General features: G+C 38.3%; 18 protein-coding genes. 10 read left to right on the top strand and 8 right to left on the bottom strand.

All coding sequences use genetic code 11. The features are described from left to right. Nucleotides 1-36: 36 nt before the first annotated feature. The 8 genes from H5126_RS07545 to H5126_RS07510 all read left to right on the top strand — a co-directional run bounded on the left by H5126_RS07545 (nt 37) and on the right by H5126_RS07510 (nt 10,755). Nucleotides 37-942, top strand: coding sequence for a glycosyltransferase (locus H5126_RS07545; protein WP_182719923.1), 906 nt, complete (start codon nt 37-39; stop codon nt 940-942). A gap of 2 nt (nt 943-944) precedes the next feature. After that, nucleotides 945-1,814, top strand: coding sequence for a glycosyltransferase family 2 protein (locus H5126_RS07540; protein ID WP_182719922.1), 870 nt, complete (start codon nt 945-947; stop codon nt 1,812-1,814). Between the two features lie 791 nt (nt 1,815-2,605). Next, nucleotides 2,606-3,514: a sulfate adenylyltransferase subunit CysD gene (gene cysD / locus H5126_RS07535; RefSeq protein ID WP_002963147.1), complete on the top strand. Its 909-nt coding sequence runs from the start codon at nt 2,606-2,608 to the stop codon at nt 3,512-3,514. 93 nt (nt 3,515-3,607) lie between these two features. Next, on the top strand, nt 3,608-5,014 hold the full coding sequence (cysN, locus tag H5126_RS07530) for a sulfate adenylyltransferase subunit CysN (protein ID WP_182719921.1): 1,407 nt from the start codon (nt 3,608-3,610) through the stop codon (nt 5,012-5,014). 75 nt (nt 5,015-5,089) lie between these two features. Next, on the top strand, nt 5,090-6,820 hold the full coding sequence (locus H5126_RS07525) for an SLC13 family permease (protein WP_182719928.1): 1,731 nt from the start codon (nt 5,090-5,092) through the stop codon (nt 6,818-6,820). Nucleotides 6,821-6,913: 93 nt separating this feature from the next. Continuing rightward, nucleotides 6,914-7,519, top strand: a complete 606-nt coding sequence (gene cysC, locus H5126_RS07520) for an adenylyl-sulfate kinase (protein ID WP_024596724.1) — start codon at nt 6,914-6,916, stop codon at nt 7,517-7,519. Between the two features lie 84 nt (nt 7,520-7,603). Continuing rightward, nucleotides 7,604-8,560 (top strand): DHH family phosphoesterase, encoded by a 957-nt coding sequence (locus H5126_RS07515; RefSeq protein WP_182719920.1) that lies wholly within the window; start codon nt 7,604-7,606, stop codon nt 8,558-8,560. A 1,028-nt stretch (nt 8,561-9,588) separates the two neighbouring features. Beyond that, nucleotides 9,589-10,755 (top strand): nucleotide sugar dehydrogenase, encoded by a 1,167-nt coding sequence (locus tag H5126_RS07510; protein ID WP_182719919.1) that lies wholly within the window; start codon nt 9,589-9,591, stop codon nt 10,753-10,755. 311 nt (nt 10,756-11,066) lie between these two features. Here the strand turns inward: H5126_RS07510 and H5126_RS07505 are convergent, their stop codons facing one another. The 8 genes from H5126_RS07505 to lptD form a co-directional block, all read right to left on the bottom strand. Next, nucleotides 11,067-12,509, bottom strand: a complete 1,443-nt coding sequence (locus tag H5126_RS07505; protein ID WP_182694753.1) for a capsule assembly Wzi family protein — start codon at nt 12,507-12,509, stop codon at nt 11,067-11,069. Nucleotides 12,510-13,322: 813 nt separating this feature from the next. Further along, complete coding sequence (locus tag H5126_RS07500) at nt 13,323-15,338, bottom strand: methyl-accepting chemotaxis protein (protein WP_182719918.1); 2,016 nt, start codon at nt 15,336-15,338, stop codon at nt 13,323-13,325. A 137-nt stretch (nt 15,339-15,475) separates the two neighbouring features. Next, nucleotides 15,476-16,294: a symmetrical bis(5'-nucleosyl)-tetraphosphatase gene (locus tag H5126_RS07495; protein ID WP_182694752.1), complete on the bottom strand. Its 819-nt coding sequence runs from the start codon at nt 16,292-16,294 to the stop codon at nt 15,476-15,478. Between the two features lie 8 nt (nt 16,295-16,302). Further along, nucleotides 16,303-16,692 (bottom strand): Co2+/Mg2+ efflux protein ApaG, encoded by a 390-nt coding sequence (gene apaG / locus H5126_RS07490; protein ID WP_002960839.1) that lies wholly within the window; start codon nt 16,690-16,692, stop codon nt 16,303-16,305. Next, nucleotides 16,676-17,482, bottom strand: coding sequence for a 16S rRNA (adenine(1518)-N(6)/adenine(1519)-N(6))-dimethyltransferase RsmA (gene rsmA / locus H5126_RS07485; protein ID WP_002960838.1), 807 nt, complete (start codon nt 17,480-17,482; stop codon nt 16,676-16,678). Before rsmA ends, apaG begins: the two co-directional genes overlap by 17 nt. Next, entirely contained in the window at nt 17,479-18,471 is a 993-nt protein-coding gene (gene pdxA / locus H5126_RS07480; RefSeq protein WP_182719917.1) for a 4-hydroxythreonine-4-phosphate dehydrogenase PdxA, read from the bottom strand. Before pdxA ends, rsmA begins: the two co-directional genes overlap by 4 nt. 2 nt (nt 18,472-18,473) lie before the next feature. Beyond that, on the bottom strand, nt 18,474-19,769 hold the full coding sequence (gene surA / locus H5126_RS07475; RefSeq protein ID WP_002960833.1) for a peptidylprolyl isomerase SurA: 1,296 nt from the start codon (nt 19,767-19,769) through the stop codon (nt 18,474-18,476). Between the two features lie 30 nt (nt 19,770-19,799). After that, nucleotides 19,800-22,052, bottom strand: coding sequence for an LPS assembly protein LptD (gene lptD / locus H5126_RS07470; RefSeq protein WP_039485527.1), 2,253 nt, complete (start codon nt 22,050-22,052; stop codon nt 19,800-19,802). A 100-nt stretch (nt 22,053-22,152) separates the two neighbouring features. On the opposite strand from lptD, the gene H5126_RS07465 reads away from it, so the two are divergent. Together H5126_RS07465 and murU are read left to right on the top strand one after the other, a co-directional pair. After that, entirely contained in the window at nt 22,153-23,154 is a 1,002-nt protein-coding gene (locus H5126_RS07465; RefSeq protein ID WP_182719916.1) for an aminoglycoside phosphotransferase family protein, read from the top strand. Further along, a complete protein-coding gene (murU, locus tag H5126_RS07460; RefSeq protein WP_182719915.1) occupies nt 23,151-23,807 on the top strand; it encodes an N-acetylmuramate alpha-1-phosphate uridylyltransferase MurU in 657 nt (218 codons plus the stop codon). The genes H5126_RS07465 and murU overlap by 4 nt, the downstream gene beginning before the upstream one ends. Nucleotides 23,808-23,819 lie beyond the last annotated feature (12 nt).

The following is a 23,819-nucleotide window of genomic DNA, read 5'->3' as shown; positions in this document are numbered from 1 at the left end:
TTTGTTTGAGTTGTTTTATCTTTTTATAGAGAGAGTATGATCCCAATTTCGGCAACTAATAATCAGTTTATATTGCAGTCTACTTATCCAATTGCAAGTAGCGTAAGTGTTGTTTGTGGTATGTCTGTTTATATCAACGACCGGCTAGAGTGGGTAAAACAAGCAGTTGAGAGTGTTTTAAACCAAACTTTACCTGCTGATTTATTTATGATCGTGCTCGATGGTGAAGTAGCAGACGATATTGCTATTTACTTAACTAAAATAGAAAAACAACACCCAAATTTAGCGCTAGTGCATGGCCTAAAAAATAAAGGGTTAAGCACATGCATGAACTATATTATCGACTCAACCTTGCCACTAAATCCAGAATACTTTTTTAGAATGGATGCCGATGATATTTGCGTACCTCACCGTTTTGAAAAACAAGTTACTTTACTAAATAAGCATCAAGATGTTGATGTGCTTGGCTCTGCTTTGTGGGAAGTAGACGAACAAGGTAACAGAGCTGGTATACGTAGGTTACCTCTTACTCATTCTAAATTAATTTGCGCTTTTTCGCGTCGTTGCCCTATAAACCATCCTACGGTTGCTATTAGGTATAGTGTATTTGCACGTGGGCATAGGTATTTAACTAATATGCTTAACACTCAAGACTATTTTTTATGGATAGCACTGGCAAAAGATGGCTGCAAATTTGCGAATGTAAAAGAGCCATTACTTCATTTTAGGCGCATAAATGGTTTTTATAAGCGCCGTGGTAGAGGTAAGTCGGTAAATGAATTTAAAGCTAGGCTTTTAGCTATGGATTCCCTTAAGCAAAAGTCGTTACAAAATTATTGTTATGCGTTATTTGTATTAGTATTACGAATGATGCCTTCATGGGTTATAAAAGTTGCATATAAAGCCGACCGCTTTATATTGGGCTTAAATAAACACAATTAATTATGATTGGTGCAGTTTTAGTTGTTTATAAGCCCGACCTAGCGTTAACAGAACGATTATTAACGCGTTTATATGGGCAAACAGAAGAAGTGGTTATAGTTGATAATAGCCCAACCCCTCACGATTTCACAAAAGTAATTAGTCATTACCACTATATTCATCTTGCTGATAACTCGGGTATTGCGCATGCGCATAATGCTGGGCTTATTTATCTTTTAAAAGCAGGGTGTGAGTATGCCATTTTACTTGACCAAGACAGCTTAATACCTACTGATATGGTTTTCAATTTAAGCAGTTTGCTTAAGGCATCTACTAAAGTGAAACAAAATGTAGTTGCTATTGGCCCTAGAATTCGTTGTAGTTTTTCAGATAAAAAAGTAAACCCTATGGTTCAAAAAGAGGTGTTTGAATACGACGACCTAGTTGGTGTTACTCAAATTATTGCTTCTGGGATGATGATAGATTTAAGCGCTCTTGATCATATAGGTTTAAAAGACGAATCTTTATTTATTGATGGGGTTGACCATGAATGGTGCTGGCGTGCTCGAAGTATGGGGTTTGATATTGCTAAAGCCAAAAATATAGAAATGGTTCATCGTTTAGGAGACTCACGTAGTAAGTTTGTGGGTATAACTTATAAAGTTGGTGCCCCAATTAGGCTGTATTATCAGTTTAGAAATATTTTATTGTTGAGCCGCAGGGCTTACGTTCCAAATTATTGGAAAGTAAAGTGTTTGTTTTTTATGCCGATTCGCTTTTTTTTAAATTCTGTTATGCAAAAAAATAGACGTAAGCGCTTTGGGTTTATGCTCAAAGGTATTTACGATGGATTGCTAGGAAGAAAAGGCTCTTATGATAAACATTGGAAATAGTATAAAAAGAGCGACTATATAGGTTTTGTAATCACTCATAAAATGAGTGATTACCACCATAGAGAAGACAATGAGAAGTGATTTACCTTCTGTGTAGCGCGAAGTGCTTCTGTGCTCTCGGTGGTAAAAATGTTTTGTAGGTGAGGTTTTATACCTCGCTTATTAGAGTAAGTGATTAAGACGTTATTATCACCACAGAGAACACAGAGAAGTGAAAGAGAAGAGCTAATAACTTCTCCGTGTAGCGCGAAGCGCCTCTGTGCTCTCGGTGGTAAAATTGTTTTGTAGGTGAGGTTTTGTAGCTTGTTTACAGAGTAAGTAATTAAGGCATTATTATCACCACCGAGAACACAGAGAAGTGAAAGAGAAGAGCTAATAACTTCTCTGTGTAGCGCGAAGCGCCTCGGTGCCCTCGGTGGTAAAATTGTTTTGGGCTAAATGCTCATAAAGTGATTAAGACATTATTATCACCACAGAGAACACAGAGAAGTGAAAGAGAGGATCTAATAACTTCTCAGTGTAGCGCGAAGCGCCTCTGTGTTCTCGGTGGTAAAATTGTTTTGTAGGTGAGGTTTTATACCTCGCTTATAGAGTAAATAAGGATTATTTACTCTCTTGATGATGCACGCAGCACCTTAGTGAAGAATATAGTACTATGAACGCATACTTGCGCATTGAATGCGGTGTTTATAATATTTAAACTAGTACGCATAATAGTTTTAGTTTAGCCAAATAATATTTTAATAATTGGCTTGGATGGATTTTGATAATTTAGGATATAAACAAACGTTATGAATGAAGAAAAGTTAACTCACCTTAAGGCCCTCGAAGCCGAATCAATTCATATAATGCGTGAAGTAGCCGCAGAATTTGATAATCCAGTAATGCTTTACTCTGTTGGTAAAGACTCTTCAGTATTACTACATTTAGCACGTAAAGCTTTTTATCCAGGTAAAATACCTTTTCCGTTAATGCACGTAGATACAAACTGGAAATTTAAAGAAATGATTCAGTTTAGAGATCAAATGGCTGAAAAGCATGGTTTCGATTTAATCGTTCATAAAAATCCTGAAGGTTTAGAAATGGGGATTAGCCCATTTGTTCATGGTAGTGCTAAACATACTGACATTATGAAAACTCAAGGGTTAAAGCAAGCCCTTGATATGAATGGTTTTGATGCTGCATTTGGTGGTGCCCGTCGCGATGAAGAAAAATCTCGTGCTAAAGAGCGTGTTTATTCATTCCGTGATAAAAACCACCGTTGGGATCCTAAAAACCAACGCCCAGAACTTTGGAATGTTTATAACAGCAAAGTCGATAAAGGTGAAAGTATTCGCGTATTCCCACTTAGTAACTGGACTGAGTTAGATATTTGGCAATACATTTACCTTGAAGGTATTGAAATTCCGTCATTATATTTTGCACAAGAGCGTCCTGTTGTTGAGCGTGATGGCACATTAATTATGGTTGATGATGAACGAATGGAGCTTGAAAAAGGCGAAGAAGTTCAGCAAAAAATGGTTCGCTTTAGAACATTGGGTTGTTATCCATTAACTGGTGCTGTTGAGTCTGTGGCTCAAACATTACCTGAAATTATCCAAGAAATGCTGCTTTGTACTACGTCAGAGCGCCAAGGCAGAGTAATCGATAACGATTCAGCTGGTTCTATGGAAAAGAAAAAAATGGAAGGTTATTTCTAACCATACGTTAGAAGCTTTAAGAGACAAGTTATTACTAAATTATAAATAACTACTTGTTATTAACCTATTACGAACCAAATTTCAGAGAAAATTATGTCACAAGATACAAACTTACTTGCAACCGATATTGAAGCTTATTTAAAAGTACACGAAAACAAAGATATGCTGCGTATTTTAACCTGCGGCAGTGTAGATGATGGTAAATCAACGTTAATTGGCCGCTTACTTTACGACAGCAAAATGATCTTTGAAGATCAGATGGCTGCTATCGAAAAAGATTCAAAACGCTTTAACACTACAGACAACGATTTTGACTTAGCGCTTTTAGTTGATGGCCTTCAGTCGGAGCGTGAGCAAGGTATTACAATTGATGTTGCATATAGATACTTTGCAACGGATCAACGTAAATTTATTATTGCTGATACGCCAGGGCATGAGCAATATACTCGTAATATGGCAACGGGCGCTTCAACATGTGATTTAGCAATTATTTTGATTGATGCTCGCCATGGTGTGCAAGTTCAAACACGTCGCCATAGCTATATTTGTTCTTTGTTAGGAATTAAAAATGTAGTTATTGCTATTAATAAAATGGATGCAGTTGGTTACGAGCAATCTGTTTATCAAAACATTAAAAAAGATTACCGAGAGTTTGCTGAAAAACTATCTTTTGATGATATACGTTTTGTACCAATTTCGGCACTGCGTGGTGATAACGTAGTAAATGAAAGTGAAGCGATGTCTTGGTATCCTGGCTCTACGCTAATGAAGCTTTTAAACACGGTTTCAGTGACGCATGCTAAAAATGATCAATTTAGACTGCAAGTACAATATGTTAACCGCCCTAATTTAGATTTTCGTGGCTTTAGCGGCACTATAGCTGCTGGCGATATTAGAGTAGGGGATACTGTTGCGTCATTACCTTCAGGTAAAGAAAGTAAAGTTAAATCAATAGTTACTTTTGATGGCAACCTTGAAAAAGCTTCTGCTGGTATGGCTATTACATTAACGCTTGAAGATGAAATAGATGTTAGTCGTGGCGATATGCTAGTGCGCCCTCATCAAAAACCTCATTCATCTGCTAATTTAGAAGCTGATGTGGTTTGGATGACTGAAGAGGCATTACAAGTTGACCGTGAGTATGAAATAAAAGTTGGCAGTAAGTCTGTTTTTGGCCACGTAGAAGCTGTTAACTATAAAGTTGACGTGAATACGCTAGAGCAAAAAGAAGCGTCGCAGCTAAACTTAAATGAGATTGGTAACTGTCAATTTGCTTTGACAGCACCTGTACAATTTGATGCTTATGATATTAATAAGCACACAGGAGCGTTTATTATTATTGATCGCTTAACTAACGTAACTGTTGGTGCTGGGATGATACGTAAGCCTCTGGATGCTAAAACGAATAAATCGCAAAGCCAACACTCTGTTTTTGAAGTTGAGTTTAATGCGTTGGTTCGTAAACACTTTCCTCATTGGGATGCAAAAGTAATCCGATAGATTGCTCGTGCTAAGCATTGCGGGCTTTTTGAGCCCGCACTTTTGTTTTATTAACTATGGATGGCTACTATAATTATGCCATTAGATGCTTATCTAACGCTTTTTATTTTTGCACTTACGGTTACTGGATTAGTTGTTATTCAAGGAAGGCCTGTCGCTGTTTTTGGAGCGACACTTATTGCTTTGATAGCTTGTGATTTGGTTACTAAAGAACAATTTTTAACAAGCATTGCAAACCCTGGTTTAGTGACTTTAATTTTACTTGTATTGTGCTCTTTAGCACTTGAAAAAACACGTTTGTTAAGGGTTGTAGCATCTAAAATAATTGTGAGTAGTTACCATTCTACTTGGTTGAGGTTATTTGGAGTTACTACACTTTTTTCGTCTATTTTAAATAATACAGCTGTTGTCGCTACGTTACTTTCTCCTATACGTAATAATCCTCACCACTTTTCGAGTAAACTACTTTTACCTCTTTCCTACGCTTCTATTTTAGGTGGTACTTTAACACTTATAGGAACGTCAACTAATTTGATTGTTAACTCAATGTATATTGAGGCCTCTGGGCGTTCACTGTCGTTTTTTTCGTTCACAGCGATAGGGGCTATTTTGGTCGTTAGTTGTGGTGTTGTTATGTATTTTTGCACGAATATGTTACCCAGTATTGAGCAAAAAAAGGCGACATCCGAAGGCTATTTTATTGACGCTAAGGTCACTAAAAACTCTGAGCTTATAGGGCGTTCCGTTGAAGCTAATGGCTTGAGGCATTTAGAGTCATTGTTTCTGGTGGAAATAGTGAGAGAGGGGTATTTAATTAGCCCAGTCTCTCCTTCGGAGGTTATACACTGCTCTGATAGGCTTATATTTTGTGGAGAGATTACTAAGTTACTTCAATTAGGGCAATTTACAGGCTTGGAAATTTTTGCTGAAAAAAACGGTACGTTAAATAGTAATTTAACTGAAGTAGTGGTTAGGCAGGAAAGTATTATTGTTGGTAAAACCTTAAAAACAACAGGGTTTAGGGCTTTATTTGATGCCGCTGTAGTTGCAATTAGACGCGATGGTGAGCAAGTCTCTGGTAAGCTAGGAGACGTTGTAATCCGTTCTGGTGACTTTTTAGTCTTAGCGGTGGGTAAAGATTACAAAACTAGAACTAATATTAATAAAAACTTTTTAGTGCTTTCTGGCGTTGAGCCTGAATCAAGAATAAATGGGTGGCGTGCTTGGCTATCTATTGGTGGGTTTATTTCAATCATTGTACTGGCCGCTTTTGGTATTCTAGATTTATTAGAAGCTTTAGTATTATTACTCGGAGCGTTATTATTCACTCGTAGTTTAACTACGAATGAGCTGGTTAGACGCTTTCCAGTTGATATTTGGTTAGTTGTTTCGTCGGCAATTTTGCTTTCAAATGCTTTAGTTAATTCTGGTGTAGTAGTTACATTAGGCGATTTTATTGGCCAGTATAACGATCCGAGTTATGTATATATTGCTTTAATTTTTGTTTATATAGCAACTTGGTTAATGACTGAGTTTGTGACTAATAACGCGGCAGCTGCATTAATGTTTCCTATAGGTTATACCATTGCCCTGGGGTTTGGAGTAGATGTATTGCCGTTTGTTATGACAGTTGCTTTTGCTGCAAGTGGAAGCTTTATAAGCCCTTATGGTTATCAAACTAATTTAATGGTTTTTAATGCCGGTAACTATAGATTAAATGACTTTGTTAAAATGGGCTTACCTGTCAGTGTTGTTTATGCAGTGGTTGTTTTAGTTTGTATTCCGGTGTTTTTTCCGTTTAAGTAGACATGTAATGGACTATGGTGTCACATTTTAAATTATATTACGTCGGTGTGGGGTTACCTCGGGCCGTACAAGAATAAAAGGTAAGGTATATTAATGAGCCAGGATGAAAATATAGTATGGCACACGCAAACGGTGTCACGAGAACAAAAGCAAGGTCATAAAGGACATAAGCCGGTTTTGCTTTGGTATACGGGATTAAGTGGCTCAGGTAAATCGACTATTGCTAATGCGGTGGAATCAAAATTATTTGAATTAGGTTGTCATACTTATTTGTTAGATGGTGACAATGTTCGTATGGGTCTAAATAAAGGGCTCACATTTAGCGATGAAGACCGTATTGAAAACATCCGTCGTATTAGTGAAGTTGCTAAGTTATTTGTTGATGCTGGCTTAATAGTGTCGACAGCATTTATTTCTCCATTTGCTACAGATCGTGCCCAGGCTCGCAGTATTATGGCCAACGGTGAGTTTATTGAGGTGTTTATTGATACTCCAATAGAAGTATGCGAAAGCCGCGATCCTAAAGGTTTGTATAAAAAAGCGAGAGCTGGCGAAATACCTAACTTTACGGGGATTAGCTCTGCTTTTGATGTACCAATATCACCAGAGTTACATGTAAAAACAGCACAGCAAAGTATTGAACAAAGTGTTGAGCAAATTATTCAGTATTTAAAAGAAAAAGAAGTTATAAAATTATAGGTATTCAGACTTTGATACCTGAATAATTTAAAGATTAACCGCTTAGTTAAGCAAAGTACTTTGTTTTCTGACTTTGAGACTATTATGAAATACGATGTTTTTAATGGTGATGCTGATGGTATTATCGCATTACTTCAGTTACAACTCGCTAATCCGACAGACACAGTTAAAGTAACTGGGGTTAAGCGTGATATTCAGTTACTAAAAAAAGTAACACCACAATCAGGCGACTGTATTCGTGTGCTTGATATTTCAATGGAAAAAAATATGCCAGCTCTTCATGATGCTTTAACGGCTGGCGCTAAAGTTATGTATGTTGACCATCACAAAGCAGGTGACATTCCTAATCACGCAAATTTATTTCCTCATATAGATCTGGATGCAAATATGTGCACCAGTTTAATTGTGAGTGATTTACTTAATAATCAATTCCACCTGTGGGCAATTACTGCTGCATATGGGGATAATTTATTTGCAAAGGCTGATGCTGAAGCTGATAAGTTAAAACTGACTGAATTACAAAAATCGCAGCTAAAAGCATTTGGTACGTATATTAATTATAATGGTTATGGGAGTGAAGTTGCTGATTTACATTTTTCTCCAGAAGATCTTTACGAGCAACTTTTGCAATATAAATCGCCGCTTGATGCCATAAACGATGAAAACTCTGCCTACTATACTTTAGAGCGTGTATATAAAGCTGATATGAAAAAAGCTGCAGGGGCCAAAGTTCTGCATGATTGTGATACTGCCAAAGTTATTTTATTAGATGATGAGCCTTGGGCGCGTCGTGTTAGTGGTGTATTAGGTAATGATTTAGCTAACCAAGCTCCGACTAAAGCGCATGGTGTTGTTACAAGCAATAATAAGGGAAGTTACACTGTTAGCGTACGCGCTCCGCTTAGTAATAAGCAGGGGGCTGTTGATATATGTAGTAAGTTTGCAACAGGTGGTGGGCGAGCGGCTGCTGCTGGAATTAATGAGCTGCCTGAGACGCAACTTTCAAATTTTATAACTGAACTAGTAGGTTACTATAAGTAATGTATTTAGATGAGTTCTAAATCTTATTTATTAAGTGAATAAGTAATAGTTATCAACACAGAGGGTACAGAGAAGTGAAGGAGAGGAGCTAACAACTTCTCCGTGGAGCGCGAAGCGCCTCGGTGCTCTCGGTGGTAGAATTGTTTTGGGCTAAATGCTTATAAAGTGATTAAGACATTATTATCACCACCGAGAAGATAAGGAGAAGTGAAAGAGAAGATCTAAGAACTTCTTTGTGTAGCGCGAAGCGCCTCTGTGCTCTCGGTGGTAAAATTGTTTTGGGCTAAATGCTCATAAAGTAATTAAGACATTATTATCACCACCGAGAAGACAAGGAGAAGTGAAGGGGAAGATCAAATAACTTCTCCGTGTAGCGCGAAGCGCCTCTGTCCTCTCGGTGGTAAAATTGTTTTGGGCTAAATGCTCATAAAGTAATTAAGACATTATTATCACCACCGAGAAGACAAGGAGAAGTGAAGGAGAAGATCAAATAACTTATCTGTGTAGCGCGAAGCGCTTCTGTGTTCTCGGTGGTAAAATTGTTTTGGGCTAAATGCTTATAAAGTGATTAAGACATTATTATCACCACCGAGAAGATAAGGAGAAGTGAAAGAGAAGATCTAAGAACTTCTCCGTGTAGCGCGAAGCGCTTCTGTGTTCTCGGTGGTAAAATTGTTTTGGGCTAAATGCTCATAAAGTAATTAAGACATTATTATCACCACCGAGAAGACAAGGTGAAGTGAAAGAGAAGATCTAAGAACTTCTCCGTGTAGCGCGAAGCGCCTCTGTGCTCTCCGTGTAGCGCGAAGCGCCTCTGTGCTCTCGGTGGTAAAATTGTTTTGGGCTAAATGCTCATAAAGTAATTAAGACATTATTATCACCACCGAGAAGACAAGGAGAAGTGAAGGAGAAGATCAAATAACTTCTCGATGTAGTACCTCTGTGTTATGGGTGATAAAATTGTTTTTAAGTGAACGCTCATAAAGTAAAATTAGAATGATTAACACTATAAATATTAAGGGAATAAAATGAAAATTGCCGTTGTAGGTACAGGCTATGTAGGCCTTTCTAATGCTATGTTGTTAGCACAACACAATGAAGTGGTTGCATTAGATATAGACGAACACAAAATTGCGCTTTTAAACAATAAGCAATCGCCTATTGTTGATACTGAAATTAGTGATTTTTTAACACGCAGTGATTTAAATTTTACAGCCACAACTGATAAAGTAGCCGCATACAAAAATGCCGATTTTGTAATTATTGCGACTCCAACCGATTACGATGTTGAAAATAACTACTTTAATACAAGCTCTGTAGAGGCTGTAATTAAAGATGCGATAGCGCATAACCCAAATGCAGTTATGGTGATTAAGTCGACTATACCGGTTGGTTTTACGCAAAATATTAAAGAGACGTTGGGTATTAGTAATTTAATATTTTCACCGGAGTTTTTACGTGAAGGTAAAGCGCTACACGATAACCTATACCCATCGCGTATTGTTGTTGGTGAGCAAACTGAGCGTGCAAGTGTATTTGCTAACTTACTTAAGCAAGGCGCTATCAAAGAAGATATTGAAGTACTTTTTACTGACTCAACTGAAGCCGAAGCTATTAAGTTGTTCTCAAACACTTATTTAGCAATGCGTGTAGCTTACTTTAATGAGCTTGATAGCTACGCTGAAGCGCATGGCTTAAACTCTAAGCAAATTATACAGGGTGTTAGTTTAGACCCACGTATTGGTGATCATTACAATAATCCATCGTTTGGATATGGCGGTTACTGCTTACCAAAAGATACTAAGCAATTACGTGCAAATTATGCAAATGTACCAAACAACATTATTGGTGCGATTGTTGATGCTAATACGACACGTAAAGACTTTATTGCGGACTCAATAATTAAGCGTAGCCCTAAAGTGGTTGGCGTGTATCGTTTAGTAATGAAAACAGGGTCTGATAACTTTAGAGCTTCTGCTATTCAAGGTATTATGAAGCGCATTAAAGCTAAAGGTATTGAGGTAGTAGTTTACGAACCAGTACTTGAAGAAAGCGAATTTTACCATTCTCGCGTAATTAAAGACTTAAATGAGTTTAAGCAAATATCTGACGTTGTTGTGTCTAACCGTATGGTTGAAGAACTCAGTGATATTGCAGACAAAGTTTATACACGCGATTTATTTGGTAGTGATTAAACTACTAACAAGCTATTAGCTTCTTATTGTTTAATACGTATGTAACCCCGTGGTAATCACGGGGTTTTTTATATCTATATAGTGTGAAGGTCTATAGCATTAAGTGCTATACATTTTATTTGGCTTAATAACAATAATACTTAATAAATTTGAGGGGTTAAATCTGACGCTAACTGTGTTAAAAATTCCGATATATAACAAATAAATAACGAAATTTTTGTCTTGTTACCTACACGATTTTATTACCTCAAAATAGATCACCTAATTAAGCGAATTGATATAATTTAAATGTAAGCACAAAACAGCTATTACTAATTAAAATTAGCCGTAACACCTAATTTAGCAAATGAGTCACCGTATACATCCTCACCGCCATAAAAATCTACACCCCAGCTTTTAACTCCCCAAGCTGCTCTAGAAAGCTTTCTATTATAAGTTATTTGTAACTCATAGCTGGTCGTATAAACATCACTTTTGTTTTTTAAACTGCTGAATGTAGTTTGCAGGCTCTCTTTTCGATTCAATTGCCAGTTCCAATTTAAGCTAACGGCCTTAGCAGCAACATAGTCGTCGTAGATATGCTCATCACCAGCCCAGTGGCCAATTACATTGCCGTTATTTCTATTTCCATCTAGATATATACCATTGGCATACCAAAGCTCTTGCCAGTTACTGTGTTCGATGCGTAAGCTGTGTTTGTCGCTGATAAATGGAAGAAATAAACCAAAGCTATATGCATTATTACGATCCCCTCCAAGGGTGTCTTCTAATGCTATTTCTGCATATAGTTCATAAGGTGTATCATAGAGTGTGTTCGAATACTCAAAAGCAATAGCACCTAGTTGATCACCTAATTCAAAGTTAACGTCGTTTGTGTCATCTTCGCCAACATTATCTTTGCTTCCGGGGCTAAAAAAACCTTCAGCAAAATCTTTTAATGATACATCTCTTGGTCCCCCACCGAACTGCATGAGACGGCTTAAACTGACAGTCAGATTGTCAGTTATTGCTAAGCTAGTATGTAGGCCGAATAAGTAAGGTTTTCCGGGTTCATACTCTCGATCTTCTGCGTTTTCGACTCTTTTGTTTTTTAAGATACCTCTTTGCTCAGAGAGTTGAGTAATAAACATATCGTATCGAATATTAAAGCTAGTTATGGGGGTTACATTACTTATGGATATAGACGGAGTTGTTTCGGCTTGTGTGCTGAGTAACATTGCGCTGTTGTTAAAAGGTGAATACCAATGCTCTCTATAACCGATATCTAGTTGTGCATATTTGAAGCCTAAGTACATGATACTTTGCGTTAGTAATATTTCATCCTCGTTGGCTATACCTACAGCACTCATACCGAAGTAATCACCAAAATTAGAATAAGCACCACCTTCAACTATTAGGTTTGTTTTTGTTGTTTGGCCGCGTTGATTTGGTATGTTCTTTTCATTCGTGCCTGCTGATAAAGTTACTTTAGCAAGAGTGGTTGCGCTTGATTGTATATAAGGATTAATTTGATAAGTAAGTGTGTGATAAAGCTCAGGGTAGTCATACCTTATGGTTTGTAATATTCGATAAATATCGTGAGATTTATAAGGTTTACTCATAATGTGTGTGTTTTTACTTACAGCTAAAAGTTGTTGTACTAAGTGCTCAAGTTCTGGGGCTTGATTTAAAGGTAAGTAGGGTGATACGCCACCTTTAGCAACAGCATTTGCACTGATTGCCATCCCGATAAACAGTGATATTTTTTTGAGCATAATTATTCCGTTAGCAAAAATTTGTTTAAGTAAAAACGTTAACGCGAGGTTAGCAATAAACGCCTAAGTAAGGAAGAAAAAAGCGATATATTAGTGGGGATATATAGGAGTAAGCTATCATTCGCAGGTGATAGACTTTCCGTTAAATTCCGAATTCGAGCGCGTTTTTGCATGTAGTGTTTTGCTATAAAGCAGGTGGCGAACGCATTTAATAAGTTATACCTACAAAAAATAGATTTATAAGTTATTTATTCACAAAGAGGCTAAGAGGGCGCTGCGCTTTAGAGAAGTAAAAATACATAATTACTATTATTTTAATGTCTTCTCATTTACTCCTCTTTTGCTTCTCTTTGTGCAATAAGGTTTTAAGTAATTTATTCTCAAAGAGGCTAAGAGGGCGCTTCGCTTTAGAGAAGTAAAAATACATAATTACTATTGTTTTAATGTCTTCTCATTTACTCCTCTTTTACTTCTCTTTGTGCAATAAGGTTTTAAGTAATTTATTCACAAGGAGGCTAAGAGGGCGCTTCGCTTTAGAGAAGTAAAAATACATAATTACTATTATTTTAATGTCTTCTCATTTACTTCTCTTTGTGCAATAGGGTTTTAAGTAATTTATTCACAAAGAGGTTAAGAGGGCGCTGCACTTTAGTGAAGGCAAAAGTAGGTAATATAAATGTTTAAAATTGCGTTTTTACGTGAGTAAGAGCGGCGCTTACCGGTAAGGTTTTATACCTCACTTTAAAGCCCTAATAAACAAAAAACCCGATGGTGCATAGTACCATCGGGGTTTTTTTAATCGTTTTAGTAAACTTAAACTTTAAATTCGTCTACCGACAAGCGAAGTTCTTCAGCAAGTTTTGCTACTTCTGAACTTGAGATATTAGTTTGATTTGCGCCTTCGGCTGTTTGCTCTGCGATGGCTACAATCGACTCAAGGCGTTCGCTAATTTCTTGTGCTACTTGTTGTTGCTCAAGTGCGGCAGTCGAAATTTCTTCACTTACGTCGTGAGCTTGCGAAACCGCAAATGTAATCGAATCAAGTGCGCTACTTGCTAGGTCTGTTTGTTCAACACACGATACCGCACGTTGTTTACCTTTACTCATTGCGGTTACGGCAGCTTCTGCGCCTGTTTGTAGAGACTCAATCATTGATTGTATCTCTTGGGTCGACTCTTGAGTTTTACTTGCTAGAGAGCGTACTTCGTCAGCTACAACAGCAAAGCCTCGGCCGTATTCACCTGCACGTGCAGCTTCAATTGCGGCATTTAGTGCAAGTAGGTTAGTTTGATCCGCTATTCCGCGTATTACATCTAAAATGCTGCCTATTGATGCGCTATCTTGATGCAGTTTATTAATGACTTGTGAGGCGTCGTCTACTTCACGCGCTAGCTGTTCAATCGTTGCTTTATTGTTATTCGAAATACCTTTAACGCGTTCAGCTTCTTTATCAGCATTTTTAATTTCGCTAAGCGCTTGTTGAGCGCTGTTACTAACTGTTTGCGATGTACTGCTCATTTCGGTTGTTGCAGTAGCTGCTTGTTCAACTTGTGCTTGTTGGTTACGAATTGCTTGGCTTGATTCTGAGGTAATGGCCGATGTTTGCTCTGATGCTGCTGCAAGCTGAGTAGAGCGCGAAATAATACCTTTAATTAGGCTGCGTAGGCTGTCAATTAGTGTATTACAACTTTTAGATAGTTCGCCAAACTCGTCTTGAGCACTGTCGTCTAAACGTTGTGTCATGTCGCCACTGGCAACAATATCTAAAATGCGATTAACTTCGGCAAGTGGTTTAGTAATGCGGCTAACAGTAATAATGGCAATCACAATTGCTAAAAGAGTGGCTATAACCATGCCAACCCACGTCCATAAATTAGCTGAGTCAACGTCGCTGCGCACACCTTGTTGTAATTTAAACGCAACGTCACTCGCTTGATTAACTAGTTCGTCAATTTGGTTAAGTGCCATTTTGGTGGCTTGCTCTGACTGCGCAAGCTCTGATTGCGTAAGCGTAATCGAATCAATTAAACGTTTTTTGTTTGCCGCTAAGCTGTTATTGCCCTTTATGTTATTTTCTAAAATATCAACATACTCTTTTAGGCTTGAATATAAGTCGCTATGCGTTTGCTCTATTGCTGGCTTAATTAAATCAACGGTACGGATTACTTCTTCAAGGTAATACGTTTGCTCGTTTTTAACAATATCGAGAGTATTAAGCGTTTTAACAGTTAGCATGTCGGTGCTGTTACTAACTACCGACATAAAGTTGTTTTCTAAATTATTTGCAGCTTGATAAGCGCGAGGGTGGTTTTGTTCAAATCCGTCAATGTCGATAATGTCGAGTACAACAGAGTTAGCATCTTCTGCACTTAGTTCTATATTTTCTAATTGTGCTTTTAATGCTTTATTTAATGCTAGTTGCTTGCCTTTATCTGCTAATAAATTTTCAACGGTGCTTAAAAAGCTTAAATAGGTTTTTTCTACGTTTTGGCTGCTTTGATTAAGTGCAGCATCGTTTTTTACTACATCTTGAAGCTCACGGTGCAGCGTGTTGAACAATTGTTTTTGTTCAAGGACCTGTGCTTTTATTGGCGCAAGCTCATTGGCTGATGTAGTGTAAAAGCTCGCTTGTGCGGCTTTACTCATTAAAATAAATTCGGCTTGTAGCTCAGAGCTTTTATTTAATGCTGGGAGTGATAGTTGGTTCACTTTTTGAGTGGAACGGTCAATATTTGCAATTTTTATTAAGGAATTACCACCAATTATTAATAATAATAGTGTGATAAATATAAAACCACCCCAAATACGCTGGCTTACTGTCAGGTTCATAAGATTTCCACTCAAAAAGTACTTCAATTAAGACTTATCGGCGTTTGTACCAATAAGTTAAGTAATTAAAATCAATTACTTTAATTAATTTTAACTATTAATTGATAAATCTAACAGATGTATTGTTTTTTTTCAGTTTATTTAGACGAAAGGTGGGAATTTTCTACAATTACTTTTTTAGTACTCAGCTCCATTAGGCTCATGGTGTTACCCCATACGCAGCCTGTATCTAGGGCGTGAACCCTTGGATTACCTGTTCTACCTTCAAGTGCGGCCCAGTGGCCAAAAATAATATCGTGTTTAGATTTAGCTATATTGGGGTGGTTAAACCAAGGAGTGAGAGTTTCGCTGTCGGTTATTGCACCCTTTGCATTAAGCTCGAGTTTGTTATCACTTGTTAAAAAACGCATGCGGGTAAAGTAATTAACTATGTATCTAAACTTTGCAAAGTCATCAAGGGTGTTAGACCACCTAGCGGGGTGAGCCTGGTACATGTGTTCAAAAAACGCTTTTGCGTTACTTGATTGATAACAGCTTTGTGCAAATTGAGCTTGTTTTAGCGCATCTTCAACAGACCAATCGGGATTTAACCCCGCGTGAGATATAAAGCAGTTATGTTTTTTAAGCTCTAAAGCCAAAGGCTGGGTTTGTAAAAAAGCGATGTAGTTAGCCAATTTAGGGCTTTCAAATATTGAGTTTAATTTATCTTTTGGATTAGTGGGTTTGTTAAGAAAGTAGCAGGCAACCATGTGAAGGTCGTGATTGCCTAAAGTAATGGTCATGCTATTTTGATGTTGGTAAATATAGTCTAAGCAGGCTAGGGAGTCTGGCCCGCGAGCAACTATGTCGCCAACTAAATATAGGTGATCTTTACTTGGGTTAAAATCAACCCGTTGTAAAAGGGTGTTAAATTCACTAAAACACCCTTGTAAATCACCTATCGCATAATCTGCCATCTAAGTGCTTAATGCAAAATGTTAGGGCAAGCCAAACGAAAGACATTAATAGGCGCCTGAAACTCAGAGCCAAATTCGTTGCGTAACGTGTAATGGCCTTGCATAGTGCCTACAGGTGTATCTAAAATTGCACCGCTGGTGTATTTATAGCTTTCGCCTGGGCCAATATCTGGCATTTCGCCAACAACGCCTTCGCCTTCAACTTCTACTTGTTTGCCATTTGCATCGGTAATTAACCAATAGCGGCTCAGTAATTTTGCACTGCATAAACTATGGTTTTTAATTGTTACCGAGTAAGCAAATACGTATTTTTCAAGCTCAGGTTGAGATTGGCCTTCTACGTAAAATGTTTCTACAGATACCTTTACAGGCGATCCAATGTTACTGCTTGTTGTCATAAATCCAGTTAGCTATATCAATAAATTGTTGTAAAGATAAGCGCTCAGCACGCAGCGTTATATCAATGCCAATGCTAGTTAGTTCTTCTGCGGTAAGTAAATTACCTAAACTATTACGTAGCGTTTTGCGGCGCTGGTTAAATGCTTCTAAACACACGGTGTTTAAAATTTTAACGCTTTTTGCTGTACGTTGCTCTGGCTTTTTAGGTATTAAACGAATAACAGCAGAGTCAACTTTTGGCGCTGGTTTAAAGCACTCAGGTGGTACTTCAACAACCGGCATTGCATTACAGTAGTATTGAGTCATTACGCTTAAGCGACCAAATGTTTTACTACCTGGGCCTGCTACCATGCGTTTTACTACTTCTTTTTGAAGCATAAAGTGCATGTGCTCAATATGATCTGAAAATTCAAAAAGGTGAAACAATAACGGTGTCGAAATATTGTAAGGTAAGTTACCAAACACTTTTAATTTTTTGTCATCGCGAACCAAGCTTGCAAAGTCAAACGTCATTGCATCGCCTTGGTTAACGGTTAATTTAGGACCCAAAAATGGGTGTTCAATTAATCGTTGTGCTAAGTCTTTATCTAATTCAACAACCGTTAAATGGCCGCTTAAGTCGGCTACTGGCTCAGTAATTGCGCCAAGGCCGGGGCCAATTTCTACTAAGTTGTCTTCTGGTTTAGGATCAATCGCAGAGACTATTTTATCGATGATAGATTCATCAAATAAAAAGTTTTGCCCAAAACGCTTACGAGCGCGGTGTCCTAAATGTACTTTATCGGTCATTGATTTTGTGCTTTTTCTTGGGCGAGCTTAATTGCTTCGCGGATCGCTAATTCAAAACTGCCAACGTCAGCTGTACCAGTCCCTGCTAAATCGAGAGCAGTACCGTGGTCAACTGAGGTGCGGATAAATGGTAAGCCAAGGGTAATATTTACCGATTTACCAAATCCTTTGTATTTTAGCACAGGTAATCCCTGATCGTGATACATAGCAAGTACTGCATCTGCTTCAGATAGGTATTTATGTTGAAATAAGGTATCGGCCGGTAGTGGGCCAATTAAATTCATCCCTTCGCTTCTAAGTATTTCAAGCGTTGGGGTGATTGTTTCTATTTCTTCACGGCCTAAATGGCCATCTTCACCTGCATGTGGGTTTAAGCCACACACTAAAATACGTGGTTTTTCTATCCCAAACTTAGTTTGTAAATCGTGATTTAAAATACCCGCTACTTTAGTTAAGCGCTCAGGAGTAATGGCACGCGACACATACGCAAGTGGAATATGCGTGGTTACAAGTGCAACGCGTAAACCTTCAGTTGCAAGCATCATAACCACATCTGCAGTATTTGATTGCTGCGCAAAATACTCAGTGTGTCCGCTAAATGAAATGCCCGCTTTGTTAATAATGCCTTTGTGAACAGGGCCCGTAACAACCGCATCGAACGTGCCATCCATGTTTTTTTCGCTTGCTATACGCAAGGTATCTAACACGTATTGGCCGTTACCGTCGTTTAGTACGCCAAGCTCTACATCCGCACCTAAATCAACCTGATGAATATACAAACTGCCCGCAGGTGCTGCTATGGCGGGGGCATTATCATCAAATTCAATTAAATTTATTGTTAAGCCTAAATGCTTTGCACGCTTTTTTAATAGTTTGCCATCAGCAATCGCTATAAGTTGAGCGTCCCACGCTTGCTGAGCAAGCGTGAGTAGCAGATCTGGGCCAATACCGGCTGGTTCACCCGGTGTAATAGCAATTCTTAGAGTCATATTTATTGGTCTATAGGGAAAATTTCAACGTGAGCTTGCTCGCGCATTTCTTGCTGCCAGTTAAAACTTTCTTCCTTAAATTTACGGTTAAACAACATGCCATGAGCACGGTTACGTTTAGCTAGTTCAGTTTTATCAGCTACACGTTTGCCAAGTAACTGCACAATATGCCAACCAAACTGTGTTCTAAACGGTTCGCTTATTTCATTTTCTTTAAGAGAAAGTAATGTATCTTTAAACGCAGGTACGTAGGTAGTTGGATCTGTCCAATCGTACTCGCCACCTTTAAGTGCAGAGCCAGGATCTTCTGAGTACTCTTTAGCAAGTTCACCAAAGTCGGCTGTTCCTGCGCGTAAGTCTTTTGCAAAGCCTGCAAGCATTGAGCGTGCTTTTTCTTCACTTAAAATAATTGAAGGTTTAATAAGTATATGGCGTGAACGTACTTCAGTTGTTTCTACAACTTGTAGACCACGAACGTCTTGTACTTTAATGATATGAAAACCAGCACCAGAGCGAAGTGGGCCAACAATAGCGCCTTTCTTTTGGCCTTTTACTGCTTCAGCAAAAAGCGATGGCATTTCGTTAATGCCCATGTAACCAAGTTGCCCACCTTCAAGTGCTTTTGAGCCGCTTGATGATGAAATAGCAATACGCTTAAATTCTTGGCCATCGTTTAATAGCTCAATAACTTTATCTGCACGTGTTTTTGCATCAGCAATTTCGTCAGCTGTCGCATCGTTAGGGATATCTATTAAAATATGACCAATGTCGTACTCTTCAGCACTTTGACCTTGGGTTTCCATAATTTTTAGAAGGTTATCAACTTCTTGTTCGCTAATATAAATACGACGATCAACGCTTGCACGTGTTACTTGCTGCGTTGTGATTTCTTTACGAATTTCTTCACGGTAAGCTTGAAAGCTTTCGCCCGAACCTTCAATAGTGCGGCGTAAGTCGGCGATTGTTCCGCCTTGCTCTTTTGCCATGTTAGCGAGAGTTTGATCGAGTTGGCTGTCTGAGATTTGTAACCCCATACGCTCAGCCATTTGCATCATAAGCGCTTGATTAACTAAACGCTCTACAGCTTGTACACGAAGTGTTTCATCTTTTGGTAATTGCTGGCCTTGTTCTTGTGCTTGCTTTTTAACACGATCAATTATGGTGTCTACTTCGCTTTTTAAAATTACGCCTTGGTTTACAACGCCAATAACTTTATCTATTTCTACTGGTGCAGCCATTACACTTTGACAAAGGCTGGCACTTAAAACTGCTGATGTTAATAATTTTTTTAAATTCATATTCTTTTTACTACTCTTGCTGATAGTACTCTAGTTACTAAGAAAATACGGTCTACGATAGCCAAAAATACCTTGTTGTAATAATTTTTGTGCATCATAACGGCTTTTACTGCCAAGTCCTTTTAATACAAAATTCAAACTAATACCTGAATCAAAAGTTGCTTGTTCTTGTCCTATTGACTGATTTAAATCAGTTTCAATTTGGCGATGGCCAGTAATTTGGATAGCCCAACAGCATGATTCATACTGTAATCCGCTCAATACTTCGATACTTCTGTTGTTTTCAAGATCTCGATGATAGCTCGCAATAAATTGCCATTCGTCGCTAATAGGAATACTTGTAAATACACCTGCTTGCTCGATTGTATTTCCTGAGACATCATTTGCATAGCGATGGTTCAATTGTACTAGCTGATTATTATCACCTTTATAATCAAGCGTTACATTTGACTGTACCATTTGCTTGCCATCTGTATCATATTGAATACCTCCAGCGAGGTACCAACGGCGGTGCCAATGTAACATGGTTTGAGCTGCAAATAGTGCATTATAATTAGTGTCTGAGTTTAAGCCTTGCTCTGTTGGCTTAGCATCGTCACTTAAATAAAATATTTGGCCCGCACTAAAGTTAAACACTTCTTCTTGTTTTTTATCAAATAAGCGCGTTGTAGCACCTAAAGTAAACTGATTAGCAGCTGCTATACGGTCAACACCCGAAAAGCGCACGTCTCTAAATAAACCATAATAATCATCTTGCAGTTTGGTTGTATCAAACAAGCCAATATCTGACTGATCTTTATTAGGTGTATATAAATACTGAATTTGCGGTTCTAGTGTTTGTATACCATCTTCAAAAAAGTAAGATGCGTCACGCTCAAAATTAAGCTGAGAGTACAAACGTACTTTTGGGATAGTACGCGATACAGTATCGCTGTATTGCGTGCCGGTTAAGTTTCCGCTTTGCTTATAATTAGTTTGTAATAAGCTTACTTCAGACAAAAATGACCACGCATGCGTAGCGTAGTTGTAGCGTGCTTTTGGCTCTACGTGTACACGAGTTGCGCTGTCTATGGCCACTTCTGATGAATCATTAGTAAAATGACTAATCTCGCCCGACACACTAAAGTCAAAATTATCAAAACGCCAAGGGGCTGTTTGCGTAAAATTAACTTGTGGTATTGCAGTGTATGACTCTAAGTGATCGCCGAGTACTTCAAAGTTTTGCACTTTAATATCGGTGCGCCATGTATCACCTAAATGGGTAAGTGAACCAGTACGATACAATTGAGTATCGGTTTTACTTGCGTAGTTTGAAGTTAAGTCGGTGATGTAGTTATCATCGCTCACATTGGTTACATCAACGTTTGCGCGCCAGTTTTCACCTAGGTAGCTTTGCTGTTGCCAATGAAACATGTAGCGTTCATTCAAATCAGGCTCAGAATCATCACTATCTAAGTATTCAATCCCTACTAAGCCTTCGTGTTGCTCTGTTAGGTATCTAAACTCTGTCTGTAATTGCAGCCCTTTGTTAGACATATAACGAGGCGTAATTGTGGCATCAAAATTAGGTGCAATATTTAAATAATAAGGCGTAATTGTTTCAAGGCCGTATTTGTCAGAACTTGAAATAGTCGGAGTAAGTAAGCCCGATTTACGGCGTTCATCTAGCGGGAATGTAAAATAAGGTAAATATAGAACCGGTGTATCTAAAATACGCAATACGGCGTTATATGTTTCGCCCCAGCCTTCTTCGCGTGAAAGGTTTATTTCGTCAGCTTCAATTTCCCATGCAGGGGTGTCACTTGGGCAAGTAGTAAAGCTTGCATTCATGAGTAATAGGCCAGACTGATTAACAGTGAGCTTTTCAGCGCCGCCTTTACCTTGTTGTTCGGTTAGGCTGTAGTCGGCGCCTAACAAACTGACTTCTGAATTATTTAAATCGGCATTTAATCCGGTGCTGTTTACTTTACTTACGTAGTCTTGATAAGTAATTGGCCCCGTTGCATTTAATAAACCACGCTGTTTGTCTATCAACGCAGTTTGTGCGGACAAACTCATCTTAAGGGTGTTAATATCAACATTGCCGGTAAATTCAGCGCTTTGAGTGCCAAGTAGCTCAACATCATCAGCTTGGATATCAACTTCACCAAGGTTAAGGCCTTCAAGTGGTTGCCAAGCTCTGGTTTGCATTGAAATGCCACAAAGGTTGTGTGCCAGTTCAGTTTCGGCAAGCGATGGTGCGCTAACTACGCTTAGCATCAATATGCCCCAGGTTTTGCTCATTTATCGACCTTAATACTTTGTGTTTAATATAATATACACATAATAAAGGAAAATAATGGCAATTACAGTAATTGACCTATAAAAATAGATATCTAATAAAATGACACGCTTTGAGAATTTACAACAATTTATAAACACACACCTTAATGCCAAGTCGCATACTTTAAACGCGATCACGGGGGATGCTAGCTTTCGCCGTTATTATCGTTTAAATCACGATAATAAACATTTAATAGTGATGGACTCAGATCCAAAAAAAGTGAATAACGAACCTTACATTTTGCTAAACCAAGTGTTTGTTGAGCAAGGTTTTTTACTTCCCACTATTATTGCAAGCGATGAGAAACAGGGCTTTTTTATTCTCAGTGATTTAGGCAGTACGCACCTAGCTGACATGCTTGATGATGCAAACCGCACCGAGCATTATCAAGCATTAATTAATTTAAGTGCTCAGTGGGCAAAAACGCCCACAGCTTCTGCTATGCAAGCGTATAACGAAGATTTTATAAAGCTAGAGCTTGATATATTTAGCCAGTGGTTAGTAAGCGACTTTATTAATGAGCCACTCAGTGCAGAACAAAAAATAATGTGGCAAACAAGTTCAGAGCTATTAATAAAGGCGATGCTTGAGCAACCTACGGTTACCGTTCATCGTGATTACCATAGCCGTAACATTATGAACAGTAACGGCCAGTGGGCCATTATAGATTATCAAGATGCTGTACGCGGGCCGCTTTGCTACGATTTAGTATCGCTACTGCGCGATTGCTACTTTAAATTGCCAGAGCAAGAATTAACAAGTTTACTTGATTTTGCTTATCAAGAATTTACAGTTCAAAATTTACTGACTAACACTTCATTCGATGAGTTTAAATATTGGTTTGATTTAACCGGATTACAGCGCCACTTAAAAGCTGCGGGTATATTTTGTCGATTGTATTTACGCGATGGTAAAACAGGTTATTTAGATAATATTTTACCGACGCTTGATTACATTATTGAAGTAGCAGCAAATTACCCAGAGCTTAAAGCATTGAGTGAGTGGACAAAAAATACCATAGTGCCAAAAGTGACTGAAAAGTTAGCAAAGGAGCACTCATGAAAGCGATGATTTTAGCTGCAGGGCGCGGGCAAAGAATGATGCCGCTTACGCAAAATATGCCAAAGCCAATGTTAAAAGTGGCAGAAAAACCACTTATTGAGCATCATATAAATAACCTTAAAGCAGCCGGCATTACCGATATTGTAATAAACCTTGCGTGGCAGGGTGATAAAATAAAAGACTACTTTAAAGATGGCAGTCAATTTGGCGTAAATATACTTTATAGCCAAGAAGTTGAAGGTGGCCTTGAAACAGCCGGCGGTATTATTGAAGCGTTACCGTTGTTGGGCGACTCGTTCATTGTAATAAATGGCGATGTATACACCGACTATGATGTAAGTGCGCTAATGCAACTTCATTTGCAACCCGGTGAGGCGCACATAGTGCTTATAGAAAACCCGCCACACAACCCAGATGGCGACTTTGCATTGAGCTATTTGTCGGCCGAGAGTCAAAAATATACCTTTTCGGGGATTGGCCGCTATCAGGCTGATTTTTTTAAAGGATTAACGCAAGGTATTCGCCCTTTAGGGCCTATTTTACGTGAAAAGCTAAATGAACATTTAGTCTCTACTGAGCTCTATATAGGGCAATGGGATGACATTGGTACACCAGAGCGTTTAAACCAATTAAACACGCGCCTTGAGGCGTAACAACTCAATTTT

The sequence above is a fragment of the Pseudoalteromonas sp. SG45-3 genome, assembly GCF_014164075.1.
GTDB lineage: Bacteria > Pseudomonadota > Gammaproteobacteria > Enterobacterales > Alteromonadaceae > Pseudoalteromonas > Pseudoalteromonas distincta.
Note: the sequence above shows the minus strand (reverse complement) of the source record. Positions and strands in the feature narration are given on the sequence as shown.